21 protein-coding genes, 1 tRNA gene and 1 riboswitch are annotated in these 26,031 nt (G+C 46.0%); of the genes, 12 read left to right on the top strand and 10 right to left on the bottom strand.

Annotated elements, in window-relative coordinates:
- Nucleotides 1-266: 266 nt before the first annotated feature.
- Nucleotides 267-560 carry a magnetosome magnetite crystal formation protein family gene (locus KAI37_RS20205; protein WP_071642629.1) on the bottom strand — a complete coding sequence of 98 codons (294 nt, stop codon included), beginning with the start codon at nucleotides 558-560 and terminating at the stop codon, nucleotides 267-269.
- A 174-nt stretch (nucleotides 561-734) separates the two neighbouring features.
- On the opposite strand from KAI37_RS20205, the gene KAI37_RS20200 reads away from it, so the two are divergent.
- A tRNA-Arg gene (locus KAI37_RS20200) sits at nucleotides 735-808 on the top strand.
- A gap of 66 nt (nucleotides 809-874) precedes the next feature.
- Here the strand turns inward: KAI37_RS20200 and KAI37_RS20195 are convergent.
- The gene (locus KAI37_RS20195) at nucleotides 875-2,218 is read right to left on the bottom strand and encodes a 6-phospho-beta-glucosidase (protein WP_013311670.1); all 1,344 of its coding nucleotides are present in this window, start codon (nucleotides 2,216-2,218) and stop codon (nucleotides 875-877) included.
- 185 nt (nucleotides 2,219-2,403) lie between these two features.
- On the opposite strand from KAI37_RS20195, the gene KAI37_RS20190 reads away from it, so the two are divergent.
- The 3 genes from KAI37_RS20190 to KAI37_RS20180 all read left to right on the top strand — a co-directional run bounded on the left by KAI37_RS20190 (nucleotide 2,404) and on the right by KAI37_RS20180 (nucleotide 5,514).
- Nucleotides 2,404-3,378, top strand: coding sequence for a LacI family DNA-binding transcriptional regulator (locus tag KAI37_RS20190; RefSeq protein WP_220030091.1), 975 nt, complete (start codon nucleotides 2,404-2,406; stop codon nucleotides 3,376-3,378).
- Between the two features lie 158 nt (nucleotides 3,379-3,536).
- A complete protein-coding gene (locus KAI37_RS20185; protein WP_220030090.1) occupies nucleotides 3,537-4,955 on the top strand; it encodes a helix-turn-helix domain-containing protein in 1,419 nt (472 codons plus the stop codon).
- A 391-nt stretch (nucleotides 4,956-5,346) separates the two neighbouring features.
- Nucleotides 5,347-5,514, top strand: a complete 168-nt coding sequence (locus tag KAI37_RS20180; protein ID WP_071642625.1) for an aspartyl-phosphate phosphatase Spo0E family protein — start codon at nucleotides 5,347-5,349, stop codon at nucleotides 5,512-5,514.
- Here KAI37_RS20180 and thiE read toward each other — a convergent pair.
- The 5 genes from thiE to KAI37_RS20155 all read right to left on the bottom strand — a co-directional run bounded on the left by thiE (nucleotide 5,459) and on the right by KAI37_RS20155 (nucleotide 10,653).
- Nucleotides 5,459-6,172 carry a thiamine phosphate synthase gene (thiE, locus tag KAI37_RS20175; protein WP_220030089.1) on the bottom strand — a complete coding sequence of 238 codons (714 nt, stop codon included), beginning with the start codon at nucleotides 6,170-6,172 and terminating at the stop codon, nucleotides 5,459-5,461. The genes KAI37_RS20180 and thiE overlap by 56 nt on opposite strands.
- Nucleotides 6,169-6,999 carry a bifunctional hydroxymethylpyrimidine kinase/phosphomethylpyrimidine kinase gene (gene thiD / locus KAI37_RS20170; protein ID WP_071642623.1) on the bottom strand — a complete coding sequence of 277 codons (831 nt, stop codon included), beginning with the start codon at nucleotides 6,997-6,999 and terminating at the stop codon, nucleotides 6,169-6,171. The genes thiE and thiD overlap by 4 nt, the downstream gene beginning before the upstream one ends.
- Nucleotides 6,996-7,838 (bottom strand): hydroxyethylthiazole kinase, encoded by an 843-nt coding sequence (gene thiM, locus KAI37_RS20165; RefSeq protein ID WP_199767823.1) that lies wholly within the window; start codon nucleotides 7,836-7,838, stop codon nucleotides 6,996-6,998. Before thiM ends, thiD begins: the two co-directional genes overlap by 4 nt.
- A gap of 74 nt (nucleotides 7,839-7,912) precedes the next feature.
- Nucleotides 7,913-8,602, bottom strand: coding sequence for a thiaminase II (gene tenA, locus KAI37_RS20160; RefSeq protein WP_220030088.1), 690 nt, complete (start codon nucleotides 8,600-8,602; stop codon nucleotides 7,913-7,915).
- Nucleotides 8,603-8,736: 134 nt separating this feature from the next.
- A riboswitch (TPP riboswitch) is annotated at nucleotides 8,737-8,839 on the bottom strand.
- A gap of 92 nt (nucleotides 8,840-8,931) precedes the next feature.
- Complete coding sequence (locus KAI37_RS20155; RefSeq protein WP_071642620.1) at nucleotides 8,932-10,653, bottom strand: NAD-dependent malic enzyme; 1,722 nt, start codon at nucleotides 10,651-10,653, stop codon at nucleotides 8,932-8,934.
- Between the two features lie 505 nt (nucleotides 10,654-11,158).
- Between KAI37_RS20155 and KAI37_RS20150 the strand changes: the two genes are divergently transcribed.
- The 4 genes from KAI37_RS20150 to KAI37_RS20135 are packed head-to-tail and all read left to right on the top strand — an operon-like array spanning nucleotide 11,159 to nucleotide 15,631.
- A complete protein-coding gene (locus tag KAI37_RS20150; protein WP_025720385.1) occupies nucleotides 11,159-12,280 on the top strand; it encodes a glycosyltransferase in 1,122 nt (373 codons plus the stop codon).
- 4 nt (nucleotides 12,281-12,284) lie between these two features.
- Complete coding sequence (locus KAI37_RS20145; protein ID WP_076294425.1) at nucleotides 12,285-13,550, top strand: polysaccharide biosynthesis protein; 1,266 nt, start codon at nucleotides 12,285-12,287, stop codon at nucleotides 13,548-13,550.
- Nucleotides 13,534-14,760 carry a glycosyltransferase family 4 protein gene (locus KAI37_RS20140; protein ID WP_071642618.1) on the top strand — a complete coding sequence of 409 codons (1,227 nt, stop codon included), beginning with the start codon at nucleotides 13,534-13,536 and terminating at the stop codon, nucleotides 14,758-14,760. The genes KAI37_RS20145 and KAI37_RS20140 overlap by 17 nt, the downstream gene beginning before the upstream one ends.
- Nucleotides 14,720-15,631 carry a glycosyltransferase family 2 protein gene (locus KAI37_RS20135; RefSeq protein WP_071642617.1) on the top strand — a complete coding sequence of 304 codons (912 nt, stop codon included), beginning with the start codon at nucleotides 14,720-14,722 and terminating at the stop codon, nucleotides 15,629-15,631. The genes KAI37_RS20140 and KAI37_RS20135 overlap by 41 nt, the downstream gene beginning before the upstream one ends.
- On the opposite strand, the gene KAI37_RS20130 is transcribed toward KAI37_RS20135, so the two are convergent.
- Nucleotides 15,599-16,303, bottom strand: a complete 705-nt coding sequence (locus KAI37_RS20130; RefSeq protein ID WP_071642616.1) for a response regulator — start codon at nucleotides 16,301-16,303, stop codon at nucleotides 15,599-15,601. The genes KAI37_RS20135 and KAI37_RS20130 overlap by 33 nt on opposite strands.
- A gap of 45 nt (nucleotides 16,304-16,348) precedes the next feature.
- On the opposite strand from KAI37_RS20130, the gene KAI37_RS20125 reads away from it, so the two are divergent.
- The 3 genes from KAI37_RS20125 to KAI37_RS20115 are packed head-to-tail and all read left to right on the top strand — an operon-like array spanning nucleotide 16,349 to nucleotide 23,009.
- The gene (locus tag KAI37_RS20125) at nucleotides 16,349-16,798 is read left to right on the top strand and encodes a hypothetical protein (protein ID WP_023990008.1); all 450 of its coding nucleotides are present in this window, start codon (nucleotides 16,349-16,351) and stop codon (nucleotides 16,796-16,798) included.
- A complete protein-coding gene (locus KAI37_RS20120) occupies nucleotides 16,795-18,531 on the top strand; it encodes an ATP-binding protein (RefSeq protein ID WP_220030087.1) in 1,737 nt (578 codons plus the stop codon). The genes KAI37_RS20125 and KAI37_RS20120 overlap by 4 nt, the downstream gene beginning before the upstream one ends.
- Nucleotides 18,532-18,581: 50 nt before the next feature.
- The gene (locus KAI37_RS20115; protein ID WP_220030086.1) at nucleotides 18,582-23,009 is read left to right on the top strand and encodes a glycosyltransferase family protein; all 4,428 of its coding nucleotides are present in this window, start codon (nucleotides 18,582-18,584) and stop codon (nucleotides 23,007-23,009) included.
- 42 nt (nucleotides 23,010-23,051) lie between these two features.
- On the opposite strand, the gene KAI37_RS20110 is transcribed toward KAI37_RS20115, so the two are convergent.
- Nucleotides 23,052-23,747, bottom strand: a complete 696-nt coding sequence (locus KAI37_RS20110) for a response regulator transcription factor (RefSeq protein WP_071642613.1) — start codon at nucleotides 23,745-23,747, stop codon at nucleotides 23,052-23,054.
- 160 nt (nucleotides 23,748-23,907) lie between these two features.
- Between KAI37_RS20110 and KAI37_RS20105 the strand changes: the two genes are divergently transcribed.
- The gene (locus KAI37_RS20105; RefSeq protein ID WP_220030085.1) at nucleotides 23,908-25,266 is read left to right on the top strand and encodes a sugar phosphate nucleotidyltransferase; all 1,359 of its coding nucleotides are present in this window, start codon (nucleotides 23,908-23,910) and stop codon (nucleotides 25,264-25,266) included.
- 195 nt (nucleotides 25,267-25,461) lie between these two features.
- Here KAI37_RS20105 and KAI37_RS20100 read toward each other — a convergent pair whose 3' ends face one another.
- Nucleotides 25,462-25,977, bottom strand: a complete 516-nt coding sequence (locus KAI37_RS20100) for a thioredoxin family protein (protein ID WP_071642611.1) — start codon at nucleotides 25,975-25,977, stop codon at nucleotides 25,462-25,464.
- Nucleotides 25,978-26,031 lie beyond the last annotated feature (54 nt).

Below are 26,031 nucleotides of genomic sequence, written 5' to 3'. Positions count from 1 at the left end.
GCCGGATCAGCGTGAAAGGAGGGGGAAATCATAGACGGCAAAGCGAAGTATAAGAAAAATAAAGGCAGCAGTTATATTCATAACAATGAGTTCGCGGAAGAAGTGCTGGAGAAAAACGTAAGACATGAAGTACGAAGAAGTCCTAAACGCTTTGGGAATAAATAAGAGCCATTGAACTAAATAGCAACAGCAACTCATCAAAAATGACCCTAAAGAAGCCTCCGTATCCCGCCAAATTTGCGGAATGCAGGAGGCTTCTTTTTGAACTAAGCCGCTTCACGCAGCGTCATAATCCCTTTGTAGATGTTATAAACAAAAACCCCGAGATAGACCACTACGAATAGCAGTACAAACCCGATCACTGAACCTGTATGATTCGCCGTAATAATAAAATACACGAGCGGAATTGCCGCAATAATGGGGAAAATATGCGATAAAATAGCCTTTTTTGCATGTCCCTGAACATATTCGTCCCGTACTGCAATCCACACAATGACAGGCACTAGAAAAGGTGCGAAGAAAATGCTGAAATAACAAAGTGACGACAAAAGACCTTTCACGGATTAACCCCTCCTTTATGCATGGTTCTTTGTACATAATACCCCGTTAGCGTCCAAATGATTCCTTTTGCAGCCAGCTTCCCTATATCATAAAAAAATGCTTTTGACAGTTGCCCGAAATGTGATATAATAATCAATGCGCTGAATACATAAGGTTTTATTGATCGCCATCTTGTCCCAGTAGCTCAGCTGGATAGAGCAACGGCCTTCTAAGCCGTCGGTCGGGGGTTCGAATCCCTCCTGGGACGTATAGCAAAAAGCTTCCTACATGTAGGAAGCTTTTTTGTGTTCCAGCAGGATGATTGCTGCTAGCTTTATACCGTCGCCTTCTCCTTATGAGCAAAGAATTGAGGTAGATGCTCTTTGTGTGCTTCTAGCAATTCATCCAGTACGGTTTGAGCAATGTCCCCGCTTGGTACGAGCGGATTCAGGGTGAAGGCTTGCAGTGCTGTTGCATAGTCACCGGTGACCGCCGCTTCAATCGTCAGCTCTTCCATTGCCTTCATCACTTGCAGCAAGCCTCGCTGTGCAGGTGGGAATTTGCCAAAGTTGACAGGTTCGGCACCATGGGCGCGAATGACACTGGTCACTTCGATGGCGCTATCATAAGGAACATCATCAATCGCACCATTGTTACGTGTACTAACCACCATCAATGTGCCTTTGTTGTTATAAATGGAATTAATGATCTCACAGGCTGCATCGCTGTAATGCGCACCGCCGCGTTTGGATAATTCCTCTGGTTTGTAATCCAGATTCGGATCTTTATACAATTCAAACAGACTTTCTTCCAGACGTTTGACCACTTGGCCCCGAGTTCCTTCGTTTTTGGCTTCCTCTAATTCTTCCTTGAGCATGTTATCCGTCATATAGTAATACCGATGGTAAGGACAAGGCAGCATTTTCAATTGACGAACTTGATCATACAGGAAGCGCATGTTCTTAATATTTTCAACGACTTTCTCTGGCTTTGCGCCCGGAGCGTACAGTCCTTCAATGACTTGCTCTGTTAATTCGGCTCCTGTTTTGTCATAAACTTTGTGCCAATGAAGGTGGTTAATCCCTGCAAATTTAAAGAACAGCTCTTCTTCTGGTTTGTCCAGCACAGCCGATGCACTCTTGATCGCGCCGATTGGAACATTACATAATCCGATGACTTTATCCCACTGACCATAACGAAGCACAGCTTCGGTGACCATACCCGCAGGGTTAGTAAAATTAATCAACCATGCATTCGGACACAGTTCTTTCATATCTTCGACGATACTGAGGATAACGGGTATGGTGCGAAACGCTTTGAACATTCCTCCGGCACCATTGGTCTCCTGACCGATCATGCCATGTTTTAACGGAATACTTTCATCCTTAATCCGGGCTTCCAGCAAGCCTACCCGGAATTGGGTCGTTACAAAATCGGCGTCCTTCAACGCTTCCCGACGATCCAGTGTCAAATGTACCTCACAATCAATGCCTGCGGCCTTCACCATCCGTTTGGCCATGGCGCCTACGATCTCCAGTTTTTCACGTCCTGCCTCAATATCTACCAGCCACAATTCCCGAATGGGAAGCTCTGCATAACGTTTGATGAAGCCTTCTACTAATTCTGGTGTATAGCTGGAACCTCCGCCAATGGTTGCAATCTTTATGCCTTTTTTCATGGTTAGTGCCTCCTAAGTATGTTTTTTAACCGCTTTCTTAAGCACAAATTCACTGTAATCCCTGTAATGCATTACAGGTCAAGCGCTTTTATAAAACTTATTTTGGGAAGGTGACAATTATAGGGCGGGCACTACGAACATGCTAAACACGAACATGCTAAAATAGGAAGAACGAGGTGAGAAAAATGGCGAATATTCATGAAATTGCAAAGCTGGCAGGTGTATCCTCGGCTACGGTGTCCCGTGTCATCAACAACCATCCGTACGTAAGTGAACCGACAAGACAGCGTGTGCAGGAGGTCATAGACCGACTGGATTATGTCCCTAATTTAAATGCGGTATCTTTAAAAAAAGGCATGACCAAGCTTATAGGGATTATTTCACTTTCTTTTAATGACTCATTGGGTTTATTTGTGCGTGGATTTACAATGTATGCCCAGGAGCATGGCTTTAATATAGCGCTGTTTATTACGAATGGGGAGAAGGGGCGAGAACTTGAAGCGCTGGAAATGTTGCGGAGAAAGCAACTGGACGCCTTGGTCTGTATGATTCGTGTTAATGAGTGGAGTGTGATTGAGCATTATACAAAATATGGTCCGATTGTGACCTGGCAGCGTGTAAACATTGAGGCAATCCCGTCTGTATTTATGGATCAGTATCAGGGCTATACGCTGGCGTTGGAACATTTGTACGCCCGAGGATATCGGAAAATTGTGAATGTGTACGGCAGCATGCGGGGGTTGAATACAAAGGAACGCATTCGAGCTTATCATGACTTTTGCGAAAAATACGATTTGGATGCTGAGGCCTTCCCGCATTTTTATGATTTAAATTCAATAGAAGCTGGTGAACAAATAGCTCATTGGTGGGCAGTACGAGAACAAACAAATAGACCGGATGCCTTTGCCTGTTCTACCGATTATTTGGCAGCAGGTCTTTTGACTGAAGCACGGAGACTTGGTGTTTCTGTACCAAGCGATTTTGCAGTAGTAGGCTTTGATAATACTGAAATATCGCATTTGCTTGATTTAACTACGATTCATTACCCGATAGACAAGCAAGCGGAGAATGCGTTCATTATGATTTGCAATGCCCTTGAAGGGCAAGATGAAACGATACATCATCTGGAATTCAAATTAGTAGAGCGAGCGACCACCTGATTCCAAAAGGGACTTCTTGTTAGTGGTTATTAATTACCATATTCAAGTTTATATAGTAGGAATAATGGAAGAAAAATGTTGACACATGTTAATAATTGGTGAATAATTTGAGGTGAAAGTATAAAATTTGGATTTTTTGTATGAAGGGTGGTTATGACTTGGGACATACACCTACGATTTTGGCGAAGTTAGAGGATTATTTAGGGGAAAATAATTTGACGCTGGCACAATTTGCCGAACATTCAGGTGTTCATCAAAGAACACTTAATAATTGGATTGCCAAGCATCGTCCTGTTGCGATACATCAGCTAGATCGAATCACTTGGGCTATGGGACTACCAGAAGGTTTTTTTTACGAACTATACATAGATAACTACATCATTGAGCGTTCCCCGGATTGGAGGCGAATTGAGCCGTTGTTGTTTCGCTGTGCGGAACTGGACAAGTTGGATGCTATCCAGCTTGTAGTGGGACATATTATGGACAATCTTCTATATTCCCCAAAGTTATTTGATGCAGCAGAAAAATTATTCGCACAAGGTCAGCACAATGCTGCATTGTTGCTCTACGAAGGGATTGCGGAAGGCGAGAAGTACCAGCACTCTGAACGCTTGGCTATCTGTCAGTATCGTCTATTTACCATTCAGGTGGGGAACAATCAGATCCGAAATCTCAAGGCGGCTACACGATTTGAACCCTTTGTCGAGCGTCTGAATGAAATAGATCAACTTGATGCGTTAAAAGATTTGGCGAATGTGTATCGTTCTCTGCGTGAATGGGACAAGCTCGATGCAACTGCTCGAAAAATGAGAGCCAAAGCGGAGATCCAATATTCTTTGAAACATCAACAGAAAAAGCGAGAGTGGGAGGAGTCTGAACAGAGGCTGAGTCGCCCGATGTTTGTGTACATTACCTATGCTGATTTACTGTGTGCGAGTGTCTGTGAAGCGCAAGGCGATTATCAGCAAGCACTACAATTTACAAATGCCTACTCTGATTTAGATTGGGTGATCGAGACAGACCAGGAAACCCAACACTGGGTCAACTTGTTCAAGCATTGGGCAGAAGGTAATATTTTTGTAAATAGGCTCCTATCTGGAGATACCAATGTGCTTCCTCATTATGTTGAATATATTGCATCCACATCAATCACTACCGAGAATGAAAAGCTATCCAAGTTGCTGAACGTTATGATTGCTGCTAACCGATATGCAATAGATATCAATGATGTCCTTTCACGTTTTGAAGTGGAGATTAATTCTTTTGCTCTGCTATCACAATCTGCTGATATGTACACCCAACAAGTGATGCCAGATTATTTTGCATGGTTTGGTTACGAACTGGCTTATTACTATTTAAGACGGGGAATGTACAATGATGGCTTTAAACACTTAATATATGCATTGGTAAAAGCCCACATACTAAATAATGAGACTTATTTTATAAACTGTACGGGGCTTTTTGCACATTTCCAAGCACACGCGCTTCCCGAAACAAGGGAAGAGTATTTCAAACTATTAGAAAAGGTGTGGTTAGACAATGTTGAAAAAAATGATTCTGCTGATCATCGCTGCTAGCTTCTTGTTTATTTTAGCAATGCCTGTTCAGTCGCATAACCAAAATCAAAGAATAACGCCTCACGTACAAATTGGAGGTGCTTAAACGGCTAGAAACAAAGACAACTCTCACCGACTAGTTCAAGTTTGGGGAGTTCAGCGGCTATTAGAGATCAAACAACATAAGGTAAATCTCTAAGTCAGATTTGATTGGTATGCTCTATATTCATTGGATCTTTTTATGCAAAGGGCCTCTGTTCCACTTAATTAGTGGAAACGGAGGCTTTTTTATGTGGATTTAGGGGCATCTTTGTTTATGCAAACTTTTGGGATGTTCTTTTTTTGTTAGGCGCATCATTTGAGAATCCAAAAAACGTCTTTTTGTCATAAAATATGACATATAGGAGGGATCATGCTGATGAACCAAGGTGTGACTTTACTTTGTGTCGAACGAGCTAGGAAGAAACTGTACCAGGTCCAGAAAAAGTATGGATTTTTAACACATCCCAAAGTAATAGAACAATCTAAAAAGCTGGATGATCTGTTGAATCTTTATCAAACATGTAGATCGGATCATTGAGAAATGAGACCATATTTTTCTTTAATTCCTTGACCGCACCTCTAACCTGTTCTGACTGTGTCACGGCTGAAATCACCGCCACACCATCTGCACCTGCACGTGCGACTTCCTCAATACGGTCCACTGTAATACCTCCGATCCCAACAATCGGCACATCAATTCCCGCTTTACGCATCTCATATATAATTGCCGGTCCCTGTACGGCATGGACATCATCTTTCGAGATGGTGGGATAGATTGGCCCGACGCCGAGATAATCCGCACCTTGCAGGATGGCACGACGTGCTTCCTCAATGGTATGGGCAGAGACGCCTAGAATTCGATTTCCGATTCGCTCGCGGACGGATTCGGCGGATTCATCGTCCTGACCGATGTGAACGCCGTCGGCGTCGAGTTCAAGAGCCAGCTCCACGTCGTCATTGATGATGAAGGGGACACCAGCGTGGCGGCACAGTTCCTGTAGCTGGCGCGCAAGTTCGAACATAGGAACGCCCGTTAACGCGCCGTGGCCCTTTTCTCGAAACTGGACCATGGTTGCGCCGCCAGCCACAGCCTCTTGCACGACCCAACTTGGTTCAGCGAGGCAGTTCACGCTTCCAAGCACCAGGTACATCTGTAGCTGGCGGCGCACCACCTCTGGCAATATTCTGCTGCTCATCGGAGTACCTCCTGACGACGGCGGTAGGCCCAATGATTGGTTGGGCCATGTCCCTGTCCAAGGTGTAAAGTATCCTCAATCGCCGCCTGGATGAAGGCTCTACCATTCGAGATAGCTTCCAGTACAGACATTCCTTTCCCTAATTCAGCAGTTATCGCTGCCGAGAAGGTACATCCTGTTCCGTGTGTATGGACAGTCCGTACCCGCTTGCCGCTCAGCTCTGTAAAGGCGGTTCCGTCAAAGAGCAGGTCAACAATCTGTCCGCTGCTCTCGCTCTCGTCAGCGTGGCCGCCCTTGATCACAACGAATTTTGGTCCCATACTGCTAATATGTCTCGCAGCCTCGCGGCGATCCTCCATCGTACGGATGCTGATCCCTGTCAGGGCTTCTGCCTCCGGGATATTCGGTGTAACGACTAGGGCCAAGGGAAACAGGTCGTCCTTCAAAGCCTGCACCGCTTCCAACTGCAGCAGTTCAGCACCTCCCTTGGCAATCATCACGGGATCGACGACGACCTTTTTCCAGCCGAACTTTCGGATCTGCTTGCTCACAAGACGGATGATACCCGCATTAAACAGCATGCCAGTCTTTAGGGCATCTACTCCAAGGTCTAATCCTACAGCTTCGATCTGTTCCGCTGTTGCTTCCTGTGGCAGCGGATATACGCCGTGAACCCCTAAGGTATTCTGTACGGTAATGGCCGTAATAGCCGACATGCCGTACACGCCAAGTTCTTGAAAGGTTTTGAGATCGGCTTGAATTCCGGCCCCGCCGCCACTGTCCGAACCGGCAATCGTCAGTGCTCTGGGTACACGAACGTCTGTCATCGCGCACCACCTGCTGTGGTTGTTCCTGCTTCACGGACAGTGACATGCCCCTCCAGCGAACCTGTATGTAGTTTGGCGAGCTCGTCGAGAAAGGCAATCTGGAAGCTGCCGGGCCCCAGCTCTGCGGTACGTGCTGCGGCTCGGGAAGCTGCTGCACCGTAAAATGCCAAGCCTGCTGTACCTGCGAGCAGCAGGTTGGGTTCAACAGCTGCAAAAGCACCTAACACAGAGGTCAGCAGGCAGCCTGCTCCGGTTACCTTCGTGAGCAGCGCGTCTCCGCCGCTAATCATTCGTGCTTCGGCCCCATCGGTGATGACGTCCTCTTTTCCAGTGATGACAACCATTGAATTGAGCGTTTGAGCAGCCCGAATTGCCAGATCGACATTGCCGCTGTCAGCACTGTCACCAGCATCTACGCCTTTAATCTCACGCGCTTCTCCAACAAGATGCGCGACTTCGGCTGCATTGCCCCGCACCAATGAGATTTTGACTTCTCTCAGGATTCGCAGTGCCGACTCAGTTCTAAAGCTCGTTGCTCCCGCACCGACCGGATCTAGCAGGACCGGAACACCGTGTGCATTCGCCGATTGTCCAGCAATGATCATGGCATCCACCAGTTCGCGGTGCAGCGTACCGATGTTTAACACGACGGCTCCCGCTATTTTTGCCATATCTGCTACTTCCTCGGGTGCATAGGCCATCACTGGGGAGGCGCCCAATGCATACAGGCCGTTGGCCGTAAAGTTAGTGACTACCACATTGGTCATATTGTGAACGAGGGGTTTGCTGTTTTGTACCTTCGTCAGGAGAGCTGAATAACTTTTTTCCCATGTACTCATAATGATTATCCTCTCTATAGTTGGTGGTTCAACATGGCATTAACCGTACTTCACGCATCGAATCGCCAGGATGACTATTCTAAGACCGCTGCCTGCATCTGGACCGGCCATTCTTCCTGGTTATAAGCCATGTCCCAGAACTTATATTCCAGCTGGCAACTCAGTACAAAATGCTCAATCATCCGCTCTCGCTCAGCAGCCGTTGCGCCTTCTGCCCAAGCATCTACACGTTCTCGGAACTTGAGTGTTGTATCATCAAGCTGGTCTCCATAGAAGCCCATCCATTCATAGAACGGATGAGACTCATCCGGCTTTACTTCATCCAGCAGCCTGCGGCCAATCTCGGCATACGTCCACATACATGGCAGCAGCACAGCCAAGATCTCGCGCAAACTGCCCTCATGCGCGATCGTCAGCATGTGACGGATATAGTGATGGGCCGAAGGAGCGAGTGGATATCCCTGCAACTCTTCATAGGTCACCCCTGCGACAGCACAGAAATTTTGATGCGGATGAACCTCGCTGTGGAGAATAAAAGAGATTTGTTCATTAAATACTGCCATGTCCTCCCGATTCGTGCATTTGGAGATTGCGATGCCGTATATCCGCATGTAGGCGTTCAAATATTCAAAGTCCTGTTTTACATAGTGAATCAGCTGTCCCCTTGTCAAACTTCCTTCAGCAATACCTCTCACAAAGGGATGCTCAAAAATCGCTTGAAAAATGCCGTCCGCCTGCCGACGGAGTTCTTGTGTAAAACTCAATTTCCCCACCTCCATTAATTGAAGAGCAAGAAGTCCTGTAAGGATACAATTCCGAAACAACGCTAAAAAGCCGCCCCGGAAAAATGGAGCGGCTTCAACATAGGCCCAATGCGCAAAAAACGCTTGAAACCTTATATACGAAGGCTCCACTTTCCTACGCTAGTACGAACTAGATCAGGTTCAAAGGGTCCAAGATACATTCTTGTCTCAGCCATATTGGCTCCCCTAGTGGACTTCTATTCTTTTGACTATTACTGTACATACGTTCATACGCTATGTCAAACATAGTGTGCAAAATATTAAATTTCCTCTAGTTAGGTTTTTGGGGCTTAGTGAGGGTGATGAATTACACTTTCCACGGCTTTGACCTTGGCATATTCCGGTTTCCACATTGCATCTCGTATAGCTTGTTCCACATCTGAAATGTGCGCCTGAGCTACCTGATCCTGAATCGCGGCATTTGCAACCGCAACCGCAACAGCGTACGAAACTTCGCGTAATTTTCGGATATGAGGGAGTAGCGCACCGCCAGGCGTATTCGAATCTACACCATTGGCAACAGCAACTGCTGCGGCTGTAAACATCGCAGGGGTAATCCTTTTGGCTTTAACCACAATCGCACCTAGACCCAGTCCCGGAAAAACAAAGGCATTGTTCGCCTGTCCAATCTCAAAATTTGTATCGTTATAGGTGACGGGCTCAAAAGGACTTCCGGTTGCGATCAGTGCTCTGCCATCTGTCCACCGGATCAAATCCTCGGGTACTGCTTCTGCAAGGTTTGTAGGATTGGACATGGGCATAATGATCGGGCGTTCTACATGCTTCGCCATCTCCTTGATGATTTCTTCAGAAAAGGCACCTGCTACACCGGAAGTTCCAATCAATATCGTAGGCTTCACCTGACGGATGACCTCCAGTAGCGGTATTTTGCCGTCACCCGACCGGGTCCATGAGCTGACTTCATCCTTTTTGCGCACATACGGTTTCTGATACTCCAATACGTCTTCCATATCTTCCGTTAACAGCCCACGATAATCAAAGGCCCAAAAGGACTTGAATGAATCATCTGCGGAAAGGCCATCCTCGATCATAGCGCCCCGAATTTGGTCAGCGTTACCGATCCCTGCAGCCCCTGGGCCGAAAACAAGTATTTTTTGTTCACGCAGCGGAGTCTTGGTGACACCCACCGCCGAAAGAATCGCAGCCAGGGTCACCGCTCCTGTACCTTGTATATCATCGTTGAAGGTGAGAATGCTTTGACCGTATTTTCCTATAATATGGCGCGCATTTACGCTACCCACATCTTCCCAATGTAAAAGCGCCTTCGGGAATTGCGCTAACGTTTTGCTGATAAAAGTATCAATAAACTGGTTATAGGCTTCTCCGCGAACCCGTTTATGGCGGTTTCCGATGTACAGTGGATCATTCAGCAGCTTTTCATTATTCGTGCCCACATCCAGTACAATTGGCAGCACCCGCCCGGGATGAATGCCTGCCGCAGCCGTATACACTGCAAGCTTGCCAATCGCAATGTTAATCCCCCCGACGCCCCAGTCACCAATCCCCAAAATACTTTCGGAATCTGTCACGACGATCAGATCCACATCCTCGCCGCTTAATCCAGAGTTATAGAATGCTTGTCCGATGCCATTCGGGTTATCTATCGACAAATATACGCCTCCAGGGCGGTTGTACTCGTGACTATACTCTTGAATCGCGGTTCCTACGGTCGGCGTGTAGACTACGGGCAGCATTTCACTCAAATGATCGGTTAGCAGCCGGTAGTAGAGTACGACATTTCGATTGTGAAGGTCGTTGAGAGAAGCATTTTTACGCAGCATGGTGGGTTGTGCGAGAAACTGCTGATATGCACGTACGCTCTGTTTCTCCAATGAAAGGACGGTTGGAGGAAGGATTCCTTCCAAACCCAGATCTTTGCGTTCTTCTTCTGTAAAAGCGACACCTTTGTTCAAAAGAGGATTTGCCAACACATCCTTTCCCCGTAATGGAGTAGATAATGACCCATCGCGATTGACATAAAATGCTTCCATAGAAAGACCTTCCTTCTCTTCATTTTCATAACGAAAGGATTTCACAAAATTCGATTCCAGTCGCTCCGAAGTGCAAGATATAGACGAACTAAACCATTTCGATCTATATCTTGTTCATTGAAAGTCGCTTATCGGATTTTTGCAAAATCCTCAAGATGACATGTTGTCCATAGTATGGACGTGCAAATCTGTTTTATTCTTCTATTTATCTATGACAAAATAACCATATATATTTCCTTCTGTTGATCTAAAAGAACTAATTTTCGATATAGATGCGCTACCTAATTCTGATGGTTTTGGTTCTAATGAATCAGGTCTAAATACTCTGTTTTTATTAAATATGAAAATCAGTTTTTTTTCTCTTATATCCTTATATATCATGGAGTGTCAGCTATTTTGTTAAGGAAATATGAAGTATTTGGACATTAATTTAACTCCTATAAGCAAACATTCTTAATTCTTTTTCAACAAAATAGAACTATTCGGAGGAAAAGGAGAGGTTTGTGTGCAGGGACCTATAGCCATTTTTAGCGATAACGACAGGGCTATTGATTATCCCAATGTGATTTGTTTTTACCAATATATACAGTGCGAGGACACGGAGGCAGCTTCAGTCTACGAGAACGCATGTTGTTGCCTGATTGATTATAGGGAGCCGGGGCAGGCGGTGCAGAAAGCCAATCAGATCCGTAGCCAATTTCCGCAAATGCCATTGTTACTGGTGACGGATGTAACAATTCCGTTCAGTGATCAGCATATGGTGCAAATCACCGGAGTAGGCCGTTTGCGCCTGCTATTTTGGCAAGCCAATGACACCGAAGAAATGCTTTCGGAAATACAAAGCTTGCTCTATCCCGAGTATTCGACCAAAAGCCAACATATTGCATTTATCTTGTCTGTATATAACGAAGAGCAACGTTTTGTTCATGTCAAAACCTTTGCTGAACGACTGCAGGCCTTTATCCGCAGCCATATTATTGAAGGTTCGATTTATCTCATTGATGATGGCAGCCACGATGGTACCAATGCCTTGATTAAAGCGCTGGAGGCAGCAACGGACTTGTCCGTAAACCGGATTAATCAGAATCTTAGCCCGCTGCTTCAAACAAGGGAATTGGGACGCAATACACGTAAGGCAGGGACCTATCTGGAAGGGATGCGGACCATTGGTGCGGATTACTACGTATTTGTGGACGCGGACGATTCCTTTTTTATTGAGGATATTGCCAGAATGATTAATGTTGTTCAGCAGGGCTATTATGATGTCGTGATTGGAACCAAGGATATGACCGCCGAGAATCGATCTTTATTGCGATCTGTTGTCAGCTTTGGTAAACGGGTCATTTCACGTCCTTTTTTACCAACAGGTGTGGTGGATTCGCAGACTGGGCTTAAAGTGATGAGTTCGGTTGCAGTGAAACGGATGTTTCCGCATTTAAAGGAACAGCTCGGACTGGCGCTGGATCTAGAGATGATGTTTATTGCCAAGCGACTCCAGCTTCGTGTGCTGCAATTACCCGTCAAATGTATTGACCGCGATGGATCGCACATCCATGTCTGGAAGGATTCTATTCGTTTTTTACGCTCCATCATTGATATTTGGCGACTGGATCGGCGGGTGAGATAACAACGTGAACAACCGATTGCGATCGTTGATGTTCCCTCTCTTTAACGTGCTGCTTAACGGATTTAATTTTTTCTTCCACATTGCAGCGAGTTGGTATCTTACGGGACAAGCTTATGGCCAGGCGAATGCGCTGCTGGCACTTTTTGCACTTTTATCCGTTTTGGGTTTATCCATCCAGCTATTAACCGCCAAACTGGTCTCTAAGGGAGACCAAAAGCTTGCGCTACGAAGCTTACCACTCGGTTCTCTATTACTAAAAGCACCTCTGGTGCTAACCGTGCTTGCCATGGTCATTTTACTCATCTTTCATCCGTTACTGCGTTCGCTATTAGGCGTCGAATCCGGCCCGCTGTTCATGCTGTATGGCTTGATCGGACTGCATATTCTTGTGAGTTCGTGCCGCGGAGATTTACAGGGCAGGGAACGCATGTTGGCGCTCAATGTGAACTATTACATTGAGGTATTAGGGAAGCTGAGCCTATTTTTTGTTCTAGCTGCACTGGGGTTAAAGCTGGAAGCCCTACTGTTAGCGAGCTGTGGAGGAATGTTGCTGTCGCTGCTCCACGGTTGGATCGTTTCAGCTCGTGGCTTGTCCTTATTCACATACAGTGGAGAACATATCCCTTCTGGGCTATGGAAATCATTGGGCCAGGATTTCACCGATAGCCTTATGACGAATTTATTCATTTTGTTTTGTATCTCCATCGACATGTTGTATGTACAGCATTACTTTCCCGAGCAGGCTAGCAGCTATGCCATTGCGCTGAAGTACAGCCAGTTGGTCTATTACGTTTCGTATAGCCTAATTGCTGCCTTTATTCCAAAGATCGGTGCGCAGGGGCATGACCGCCAAGCTTTGGGCAAGTTGATTGCCGTCTATGCCGGTTTAATGGCTATAGCTGCAATCTGTGTATATGTGGGCACGACCTTTGTGTTCCCTTCCTCTATTCCCATATTATTCGGAGCCTCTTACCAATCGGCCGAGGCCTATATTCCATGGGGAGGATGGGTGTACTGGCTATTTTCCATCGTGCTGTTTTTTGTGCATGTGCATGTATTGGTGGGCAGACGCAAATTTATGTTCAGTCTGATGGCAGGAGCCGCGGCTTTATTAGTAGCCTTTCATATTGCCCACACAGATCCGGTAGATTTTTTGCTATCTGAGTTCATAGTTTACGGGGCTATGGCTCTCTACTTTGTGATAGACGCCTATGTGCATTTGTTCAAAATAAAGATAAAGGGGGATTTACCCCATGAATACCATACATGAACAGGACGGTAAAACCGTAGTTCTATTGCTTTCCTGGCGTGACATTCGTTCACCTAAAAGTGGGGGAGCAGAAATTTTCACCCACGAAATGCTTAAACGCTCACAGCAAGGCCGCTTCCAGTTCATTCATTTTTCACCCCAATTTGAGGGGATGCCTGAGCATGAAGTTATTGACGGTATTACGTATATTCGAAAAGGGAACATATACAGTGTTATTTATTATGCGATGCGCTATTACCGTCGTCATCGAGGGAAGATCGATTATGTGATTAACCAGGCAAATACGCATCAATTCTTTACCCGGTTTTGGGTGGAGGCATCCAAGCGGATTTTTTTCATACATCAGCTAACAAGGGAAATATGGTTTGAGAACGCCAAATTCCCGCTAAATGTTATTGGGTTTCATATGGAGCCTTTGATGCTTAAGCTGGCTCGTAAGGATCGGACGCTTACGGTATCTCCGTCTACTCGATATGATCTACTTAAGCTGGGCTTTCACCCGGAACGTGTCCATCTTTTACCGGAAGGCATTGAGTTTGATCATTGGCCGCGTGAACAATTTTTAACGAAGGAGCCTAATCCGACCTTTATGTACGCTGGGCGCTTCGTCAAATATAAAGGCATTGATCTGGTCGTTGAGGCCTTTGGGCAGCTCAAGGAAAAGTTCCCTCAGGCTATGTTATGGATTGCCGGAAAAACCGATAAAACCTATGTGGCAGAACAATTGTTACCGATTATGAAACGATATGGATTGACATACGGAGAACCGGATGAACAGGGGCGATCGCAAGCCGATATTACCTTTTACGGATTTGTTTCAGCAGAGTATAAGCTGGAGCTGATGAGTCGTGCCCACGCGCTGGTGTTTCCTTCCTTGCGTGAAGGCTGGGGGTTGACGATTACCGAAGCGGCAGCCGTTGGAACCCCCAGCATTGTCAGCAATTCACCGGGTCTGGTGGATGCAACGGATTTCGGGAAAAGCGGGTATCTATGCTTTCACGGCGACATCCGGGGATTATCTGAACAGATGGAAAGAGCAGCGAAGGGTGGCGAAGATTACATGGCCATCCGTGAGCGGGCGTATCAATATGCGTTAAGATTCCATTTTGATCATACGGCTGCTGCGTTTGAGCAGTTGATGAAAGATTGGGTAGAGGAGGCGGAACAGAGTGGACAAAGTGGTCATTCTCTTCTCCACGTACAACAATGAACGGACGATAGAGCCTTGTTTGCGAAGCTGTATGGGGCAAAATTACAAGGATCTGCATATTGTAATTGCTGATGATGGCTCCAATGACCGGACCGTTGAGACGATTCGTATGCTGTCGGCAGGGAGTTCAGTACCCGTAACGGTATTGGAGCTTCCCCATGGGGAGCGGGGAGTCGCTAGGGTCAGGGCGGTTGAGGAAGCGAAACGCTTGGGTGCCGAATACATATTTGTATTGGATTCCGATATGATTTTAGCCGAACATCTGATTCAGCAGAGCATTGACTTTTTTGACGATCATCAGGATATTGGCGCCTTGGTCGTTCCGGAAGAGGCGTATTCGGAAGCAGACAATTTTTTTTCGAAAGTAAAGGTTTTTGAGCGAAATGTGATTAACAACGCGGGTGAGACCTTGGGAAAACGCTCCATTGAAGCCGCACGCTTCTGGCGAATGAGCGCTTACGAATCGACGGGCGGATTTAATGCGGAGCAGATTGCATTTGAAGAAATACAGCCAACCTTGCGTTATATAGAGTCTGGCGGAGTCATTCGCCGGGCGGTATTTACACGGGTATACCATGATGAAAAACAGGTGTATCTGCACGATGTATTACGTAAAAAAGCCTACTACTTTTCGGTGATGGATCGTACGATGTCATCTGAAGAGGGAGGATTACGAAAGGCACTGGAACGTTGGTATTTCTTCCGTCCGGTGCTGTATACATGGGGGAATTTGAAAAACTATATCCGTCACCCCTTGCTGACGATGGGGATGTTGTGGATGTATGTATGCCTGACTGTGATTGGGGTAGCCGCCGTGTTAAAGGGCGGCACCCGTCACTCAGGCGATCTCGCTAAGGCGGATAAGGCGTAACGATAAATGGCTGAGGGTCAGTGTATCCAGCGTGTACAAGTCGGGATCGGAAGATTCCGACTCCTCATACGGTATATATAATGAATGCGTGGTTAACTGAATACCTTCCCCGTCAGGATGACGTAGTGAGCAGCCGACAGGATACAGCTCAGCGAGTGCAATGTGTACAGCAGTTACGATATCTTGTTCATTCAGCAGCACATAGGGTCGGTACGGTGCATTCAAAATGCTGTCTATAAAAACTGACAGGTCGGAAGCTACGTTCTGGTCTGCATGTAGGTTGTTTCGGTTGAGTTTGGCCTGATCAAGCGCCTCATACAGTATTTTTTTTAGCGTATCATCATCCAGCTCCAGCGGTTTCGTCAAAAAACGGAACACACCGACTTGATTAATCGCCGATAAAATGGACTGCGTATGCAGGTGACCAGACAAAATGATTCGTACGATATGTGGATAATCCTTCTTAATCATGCGAAGGAAGGTAATACCATCCAGACCAGGCATGAGCAGATCGGAAACGACCACATCAATCGGGTGCTGTTCCAGCACTTGTAAGGCTTCTTTGGGCGTGTGAGCGGTATGTAAGGTGAATGCTTCTTGCGTCAAGGTCCGTTCAAGCAGGGACAGAACCATAGGGCTGTCGTCAACAAATAGAATGTTTTGGGGTGTCATAAGAACTGCGCAACTCCAATCAGGAAGTAAGAAATGAGGAACTACATGTATAATATCAGCGTTTTGGCATTTTTGAAAGATGTCAATACAGAACGGGCGTTGCGTCTTTTTTGTGAACGATTTGATTCGGCTGAACATGCCCTCTGGGAAAAAGGTATGCGTCTCCTTCATCAGTATCATGCTGCACGGCATACAGGAGTGACTCTGGCTGTCTCCAGCGCACTTCAGCATATGGACGATCGTCATGATATTTACGTTGTTGATCTGCGAGAATACGGCGAGGAAGAGCTGGATCGCTTATATATCGCAAAAACATGCGAGTTGATCCTACTGACGGACGGGGCAACGGAAACCGCTGCGAGGTTTGCTGCACTCCAGCGCCGTACTCCCCGGTTGCTGTGCGCACGGCTACCGCTGGTCAGCTACGAGTTGGAATGCCTGATGCAGGCTATTTTGAGCCGTCTTGAACAGAATGGAGGGGACAGGGAAGCATGAAGCAATGGGCTTTGTTGAAACCAAGTTGGCAAAAGCTGATCCTGTACCTGATCGTTCTGGGTGTGACTGTGTTTTTGGCCGCTGTGCTTCAATGGTTTGTTGTGCGACAATTCAGTGTTCACTTGGCGGAGATTCAGAACGAGCAGCTCCAGTATGAGGTACAGGAACTTTCCAGCAGCATAACCGAGCGTTATGCCGCATGGCAGGCTGAACTGAAGGAGCTGTCGTCCAGTCTGGGCAGAGATATGCTGAATCAGGGAACACGCCAGTATCCTGAGGGGTTTAAGCGTGAAAGCGGCGGGGACTTTTATGTGCTGGATGAGCAGTATCATGTGATGGTCGGACGAGACAATCGTGAGATGAAAAGTGCGGTCCAGCAGATTAAATGGCTGCAAAATGGTTGTGCAGTAAGCTCTTTTGTGACAGAGGATCATCAGCCTGCCCAGTATATAGCATGCAGGATTCAAGGAGCGCAGATGGGCGGTTTTATGGTGCGCACGGTTGACGCTGATATGCTCAGCGGGATTATTAAAAGTAAACCGGTTAATCAGCATGAGACTTTATTTTATAACGGTCAATTTAAGGTCGTAGCTTCCCGAAGTACTCCGGATATTAACCGAACGGACATCACGAGCGTAACCCGTAGGCTGCTGGAGGGCAATACAGGTGTCATTGCAGATGACGGTGAGAAACACGGAATAGGATTCAGCCGCATTGGGGAAGAGGCCCTTTACATATCGGTTAAGGATGTCAGCGAGGATACAGCACAGCGAATCAGCTCCTTCCGTAAACAATTGTGGATGGTCATGGTTCTGATATTGTTCATTCTGTGGGCCATGCTCGTAAAGTTCCGCAAAAGGATTGTAAAGGATGCCATCGTGAACAATCAGGTGCGTGACCAACGGCGAGATGAAGATATGCGGCAGCAGCAGGACACATATTATTTGCCGTTAATGCAGACGATTGAGCAGCAGCTACAAGAGCTGCAAGAGCAGACTAGCCGTCTCACAGGCGGTGATGATTTGAAGTTGCTGGGATTTTATCATGATCTAGCAAACCGCTTTGAAGCGGCTTCCAGCCAGGGAAAAGGAGCCTCTCATGAGGAACTGGAGTATTTTCGCGAGTTGAATGAAAATTTCATCCAGGGTCGTCTCAGACAGGAATCCTCACTGGGAGAGTTACTGACGGGAGTCCGTAGCTTGCGCGATGAGCTGGAAGAGAAGATGCATGATAATAGTGGAATTAGCTTTACAGATATGAATGAAGTATTGTCTGAGTCGCTGAAATGGGCAAACCGTTCATTGAACATGAAGAACATTCAAGTGATCTTGCGGCAAGAGCCTGTTCCATCGATTGCAGCACAAGCACCCATGCTGTACAAAACGATTCAGGGGTTGTTGGAAAATGCAGTTCAGGCCATGGGCCAAGGTGGAGAGCAGCCTGAGAATCAGGAAAAGGGCCGAACAGGTCTGCGATCCAAGCGACAATCTCAAGTGCTTAAGGTTAGTTCACGGCTGGAAGAAGGAGAAATTATTATTAACATTGAAGACACGGGCGGCGGGATTGATGATAAAATGCGTTGGAGCTATTTCCAGCCAGACTATTCCCAAAACTCGCAGGAGCATGCGTTCAGCCTGTATCATATGGATGCATACCTGAAGACCATAGGCGGTCGTTTAAAGCTGCGTAATACCGATCAGGGCTTGCAGGCAATCGTTCGTTTGAGGAGATAGGCCCAAGATAACCGACAGATATTCGAGAAGTTCAAGAGAGGGGGACAAGCATGAAAAAATGGATATTTCGCTACCGCTACGATATGGCGGCAATGATGTTGATGCTGATTGCGATCGTTGCATATCTTGCACCCATCTATGGACCAGGGCAAATTGTGTTTAGCGACATTGCTTTTGGAGCCACCTCTCATCGGTATCTGGAGGAAATAACCGGAGTATGGAACGAGCGATGGTCTACCTCGACCTTGTTCAATGCTCCACGTATCCTGTACATCTTGCCCTTCTATGGACTGTCACTCTTATTTGACGAAAGCGGCCCGGTCTTGCTCAAGTCGTTTATTACAGGCTTGTTATTTGTTTCGGCATTTTCGATGTATGCCTTTGCCAAGCGTCTGGTTAGCGTGTATTATTCACCAAGCTTTACGAAGACCCGTATTTTTGCCATCATGGTCGGCTCGTTGTTTTATGCGCTGAATCCGTGGGTTATTTTCCGCATTCAGCATATTTATTTGCTCTGTGGGTATAGTTTGTTTCCGTTAATGCTGCGATTCTTTTTCAGTGCGGTGGACCCCAAGTTTCAAATTCAACAAATTAAAAACTATCATCCCCACAAGTTGTATCAGCGAAACTGGATCGACCTGTTCCTGTTGGCTGCGGTATTCACCGTTAGTGCTGCGGCAATTCATTATTTTTTCTTCGGCATGATTTATTTGGGATTGTTCACCATGTTGCTATTAATCAAGTTGACCTGGACCCACCGTAAGGCCGGTCGCACCTATTTGCAGCCGTTATACGGCAATTTTTTGCGTAAAGGGATCATTTTTGGCGTGTTTTTCGGTCTGCTCAGTTTTTATTGGTTGTCTCTATATGTCGGTAGCATGTTGATGGACGCTCAAGCGTCTCAGCATAATATCAACGTCGTGGATACGTTGTCTCTGTTCAGCCGCAACAGCAGTTTATATAATGTGGGTTATTTACTGAGTTATTGGTGGCCTATGTTTTCCTTGTCCTCACTGCCTGTCATGTTTTATGTAGGAGGGGGATTTTTGTTGCTATTGATCGGGTATGCGATGGTGACACGTTCACATAAAAATCCGATTATTCTGATCTTCTCGCTACTTACGTTGCTGTTTCTGGTTGCAGCTACCGGGACGACGTTCCCATCCATTGCCAAGTGGTTTGTCATTTTGGTTACGAAAACTCCTGTGATTGGTTCGGTTTTCCGTGATCCTAACAAATTTATTGGACTGATTGCCCTTAATTTCGGGGTGTTGTTGACCTTTGGTGTTATTCAATTTATGGAATGGTTTGGATCATCCCCGTTGCAGCGTGTATATAAAAAGCTGGCAGTAGTTATCGTTGTCTTGTGCCTCGGGGTATATTTTGCTCCCTTGCGTACTCAGTTCATTGAGGGGTACTACAAGCCGGTACAAGTGCCGGAGGCTTATAGTCAAATGGCTGAAAAGCTGACTGACCCGGATCGTTTCGATAGCAAGGCATTATACTTTCCGATTGCTGACAATATGATTCAGAGCTATAACGGAGTAGCCACGCCCAAATGGAATAAAGGGAAGACCGCAAACGAAAAGGCAACTGGAGATTTTCAGGTATACTCTTCTCCTAAAAATACGATCTTTCATCATGAGGGGAATGATCCCGGCATTACATACTATATGAATTTTCTGCAGTATGTCATGGACAATGGATTAAGCTCTCGATTAGGCTGGCTATTCTCTACCTTTGGGGTCAATCAGTTGGTCTACCATGATGAATATGAGGGGCAGGAGAAGCGGCAGGATTTCCACCTGTCTCAGCTGGAAGGTCAGACTGGGCTGAAACGTACGTACCAGAACGGGCTATTTTCCATATTCAATCTAGATCAGACACCGCCCTATATGAACATCCTTGCGAGTAAAATTGTAACACCTTACGGTTTTAGCCGACTGGAGAGCTACAGTCATCTGCCTGGTTTTGATTTTAGCCGCTTTGGAGTGCTGTTCAGTGCGTTAAAGCCTGAGCTAAAAACCATCCAGACGATTAACAAAGGGGATTACGTGGAAGCGGCGTCCTTTAATGACCTGTTGTTGTCACAGCTTCCAGCAGAGGATTACTTACGGCCTTTTGATGCCATTGAGGATGGTAATGCTTTTTTAAAATGGTCCAAAACCTTTGCCTCGACTAACGATTGGTTATGGTATTTATCCTCCCAAAATATACGGAACTTTCCGTTCGATATGGAAATGGATGCAGGGATTGCGGTCACCTTTGCCAGTAAGAAGTTGGATGTGGCCCCATATCAGATGAGCAGCATCGATGGGAAGACGGTCGTGGACTTTGATTCCATGTTGCGGACCGAAACCTTCTTCAAGCCGGATAATCCGCAGTTGTTCAGTGTGCAGGCTAATCCCCGTGAGGAATTGAATGATGTGCCAACTCTGCACGGCGAAATTATGAAGGGAGACCCGAGTAATATATGGCAGGTCGCTAGATCGGGTTTGCTGGAAGCCAAGGAAAATAATCCGTATCAGTTCCAAATTACTGTTTCCGGTCGCGGGACAAACAAAATGCATGTGAAAATGAGATTTTACGATAAGCAAATGCGTGAACTGGGGGTTAGCTATGTCGTGGCGCCTTCGGAGGGATATAATTTTGACAGTGTGAAATTTTACGGGGAATACGTTTCGCCGCCAGGCAGCTATTGGATGCGAATGGATTTGTTAACCCTACAGCGTCCACAGCAAAAAAATTACTGGTGGATTCATGACATCCAGCTACGTGATTTGGGGCAATATAGCAAGCCTAACACGTTTACGATGCACAAAAAACTGGATCAACCTCAAACCTCGCATGTATTTGCTAGAGTGTTTATGAATAAGGCGGGCGGGAAATTGCAAGTCACACTGCCCGACAAAGTGGTTAATATCAAAACTCAGGATGATGGCTTGAACCAATTCCAATGGGTCGATCTGGGAGTGCATGCTTTTCCCAAAGGAGATACCCCGGTCACGGTTAATAACCTGCAAGGCTTTAATGCGGTCAATCAATTTGCGATTGTGCCTACAGACCAGCTAGATCAGCTATCTTTTCCCGTGGAGCAGGCATTGAAACGGGGCAAGCTCTTTTTCACCTTGGAGGCAGAGAACGATTTTAACGCCCAAGGGAATGTGCAGACGGAACGTGCTTTACCAAGACTTAGTATGGGGCGGGGAATCAGCTATCAGAAGGGGACGTTAAGCAGGGATGTGGAAGTCGCCAAAACAGGAACCTATGCCACAGCTATTTTAGCTAATCTACCTGCAGGATACCATGGGTCATTAACGATGAAGTGGGTGAATGAAGAGACGGGAAAGGTGCTGACCAGAACGATTCGTACGGAGGAGTCGTATAAGCGGCTACCCGCGACCTCTTTATCCGAAAAGCAGGTTATTGAAACGGTTCCAGATCAGGATGGTTTTGCCAAGAAAATCATACAAATTCCCGGTCTGCTGAATGACTATGGCCGAGTAGAATTCAAAAATTTGTTCCTTACCAAGGGAAAGTATCACTTAACCCTTGTGCTGGACAGTCAAGTACCGTCATTGAGTAGCTTTGGAGATATTCATCGAATGGCTGCGCAAGAAGTGAAGGTAATGCCTGAAGAGAACACGAAGGAGTCATTAGGCACGGATGTCGGATGTGTAGCGGATATACGACCTGGCCAGACGAACCTATCAATCATGGACGAAGGACTCTCTATCCGTTACGCACCTAGCTATTCCTGTGACTGGAATATTTATGCGTCCAAGAAAATGAAGGCAGAGCCGCTGCAAGAGTATGCCGTGCAGTTGGATGCGCGATCAGAACAAATTGGAAGTCGGCATATGAAGGTCATTTTTTTGAATAAAGCGTCCCAGGTTCTCCAAACCTCCTATATTGATGAGGTGGAGGAGAGAGATAAGGAACAATGGAATCATTATGATCAAATTGTGAAGGCTCCGGCAGGAACTGACTTGATGCAGTTTCAGATTTTGGCGCATGCGCACAAGAAGCAGTCAGGCTTATTTCAAATGAAGCAATATTCCATCATCCCTTATCAAGCGATGATCACTGTGGATCAATTTACGTTGTTTGAGGGAACAGATATGGATACCTTTTTTATGGCTCCACATGCTTCGGAAAGCATTCAGGCTACTCGTGAAAATTCCATGGAACGCAGTTTTACGCTATATAATCCAACGCATGAGCAGGTGCTGATCCGGGAGACCGAATCACCGAATCCACTGTGGGAGTTCAGGCTGGGTAGCGAAAATCAGCGAGCCCGTCTGTCCGTCAATGGAGTGACTACCGGATTCATTACCAATGGTAACGGGAACGGGAAAGTCGTCGTTATTCTGGCTTCCGCCTACCGTTTCGGCTGGGTACTGTTCCTCATAGGGGTACTGGGTGGAGCAGCTTGTTTTCTTCCTTATCGGCGATGGAAGAAGCGAAATCTTCCATAAAAAGCAAGCTGCTCAGTGGAGAGATGGGTAGCCATGATACGGCTACATCTCATATTTGTAGCCTCTGCCCCAGACGGTACGGATATGCTGAGGATTTTTAGGGTCACGTTCTATTTTTTTGCGGAGGCTGGAAATATGTACGTCGATAGTACGATCCAGATAAGCGCCATCCCCGCCTTTGATCCGATCCATCAGCTCACTGCGGGTAAAGACTTTACCTGGATTGCAGGACATCTCTTTTATAATAGAAAATTCGATTTGAGTAACTTCTATTTCTTGGTCATCGACTAACAGGCAGTGACGGTAATCATTCACCCAAACCCTTAACTTTTTAATCTTTTGAGTTACCGTTTGTGATTCAGTGGGCATGTTGCGACCGCAGCGGCGCAGCAGGGCTTTGATGCGGGCATTTAACTCTATCAGACTGAATGGTTTGCATAAGAAGTCATCTGCTCCGTCGTCCAGAGCCTTTATTCTTATATTCAGCAGGGTGTTATTAGAGATGACCAGCATAGGGACCGTGGTAAATTGACGGATTTGGCTGATCAGCGCACATTCGACTTTACCGGAAAACATTAGAGCGGTCACAATAATATCCGGCTTAAAACGCATAAGTGTAGGAATTGCAAGTTTAGAGTCATAAATAAGCTCGGTATGATAGCCTTCCTCCTGAAGATGAAGAGCAATCATATCTGCCAAACTTTTTTGATCTTCAATGACGAGTATTTTTATGGGCATGACTGACATCTCCTGTACAGACAAAGATACAATTACATTGCATAAGTATGTATTTTCTACGATAATACATACTTATGTATTCGGCAAAAACACGAAAAACAAATAGTCCTATATAGTAAGAAAAATATGAATTTAGAGGAAGAAGGTTGCGTCTTTGCGAATGATCTTATTATCCGGAGGTTCGGGTAAACGTCTTTGGCCATTATCCAATGTGAACCGCCCCAAGCAATTTCTTTCTATTCTACGTCATGATGAACGGCCGGAAAGTATGCTGCAACGAATATGGAGGCAATTGGATGAGGCGAATTTAGCAGATGAGGCCTATTTTTCAACGAGTGGAACTCAGGCTGAGCTGATCCGGGGACAAATTGGCGGAGATGCAGTAGTCATTGAGGAGCCGACTCAGCGGGATACCTTCCCGGCTATTTCCCTGGCTACGGCCTACTTGCATGACGTTGCAGGCGCATCACTCGACGAGATCGTAGGGGTCATGCCTGTGGACGGGTATGCGGGGGATGAATTTTTTGAGCATCTGCGCAGGCTTCCTTCAATATTAGAGCAATCAGGAAGCCATATCGCATTAATGGGGGCTGTCCCAACGGAGCCCTCAGATAAATACGGATATATTGTGCCTTCAGCCTCTCCTTCACTTGACCAGCCATATTACAGGGTTAGTTCATTTGTTGAAAAGCCGGATCTGATCCGTTCAGAAGCGTTGATCCGTGAAGGGGCCTTATGGAATTGCGGGGTGTTTGCTTTTAGACTGGGCTTTTTGTTGGATATTCTGGGGCAAATGGGTTTACCAGCCGACTATGAATCTCTTTCGACAAATTACGCAGACTTACCTAAAACTAGCTTCGATATTGCGGTAGTAGAGCATACTCATAAGCTCTCCGTGCTTCCATATCATGGAGAGTGGAGAGACTTGGGCACATGGGATTCGTTGGTACGAGAAGTAAGCTCGAAGCTGAGTGGCCCCGGGTATATTTCAGAAGCTTCACATGACTCGCATATCATCAATGAACTGGAGATTCCGGTTAGCATCTGGAATGTTCCAGACATTATTGTCGTTGCTGGTCCAGATGGCGTGCTGGTTACGGATCGGCAGTCGTCAACAGGAATTAAGGATATGGTGGCAGAAATTGAAATCGGCCCGCGTTTTGAGGAGCGCTTCTGGGGAAAGCAAACCGTATTATCCCATCAACAGGCGGCAAGTGGATTGCAGACAGTGACCAAACGCGTGGTCATTTCAAACGGGAGATTTATCAGCTATCATGAGCATCAGTTTCGTAAAGAAGTTTGGACCATAGTTTCTGGAACGGGAAGTGTCTCTATCAATGGCGTGACACAGACAGTCAGCCCCGGTGAAGTCATCGTGATAGAACCCGGTACAAAGCATTTTATAGGGGCAGTAGAGGGAGATTTAGAATTCATTGAGTCACAAATCGGACATATCGTATCCGAAACGGATATTATCCGATATGAATTTCCTGATTCGATTGACCACCATACTCTATGAAGTGTCTACAATATAGGGACTAATAGATACAAACGAGGTTTATCAGAAGGCAGTGAAGAGTAGTAGGAACTATTTTTTATTAGAGCTTAGATGACCTGTACATTCCTAAAAAAGGTATTCATGCGCTACACGAATGAATACCTTTTTTGCATAAACATTTCTTTGTGTTTGTAATGAAATGAATAGAAAAGAGACTTATAAAATAATTTTCTTAGAAGTCAGCCACTCTTTTACAGCGTCCGTACTGAGGTCTCTTTTAGGCGTCCATTCTATTTTATCAACCAGCTTGCCGTTTCTGAATTCTGCAATGGTGGGGGTGTATTTAACGTTGTAATCCTCTTTGAATTTATTCCATTGGGGCTTGTCCTTATGGATTTTGTGAACGTTCAGAAAAGTAATTTTAGAGCCTAGATTATACTGTTCGATCATCTTGTTAAAGTTAGGCTCAAACCGATTGCAGTCGCCACAACTCGGTCTGCCGACATAGACAAATACACTTTGATCCTGTTGAATCAAACTCTTAAAACCATCAAATGTAACCGCATTCAAGTGGTCATATATTTCTGGGTAATTGCTTTTGCTCGCTTGGATTTCTTTGTCTTTTTGTTGAACAACCTGCTCTAGGTCTTGAAATTTAACGACAGCTGAAATAGCGATACCAATGACAAGCAACACAATGACACTTAACCCGGCGATATATCCTTTTTTCACAGAAATCCTCCTTTTTTTACATTCTTACACTTACAATAAATGATATTTCCATTT

Source organism: Paenibacillus sp. S25 (assembly GCF_019454085.1).
GTDB lineage: Bacteria > Bacillota > Bacilli > Paenibacillales > Paenibacillaceae > Paenibacillus > Paenibacillus polymyxa_B.
This window is presented reverse-complemented; position numbering and strand designations above follow the sequence as displayed.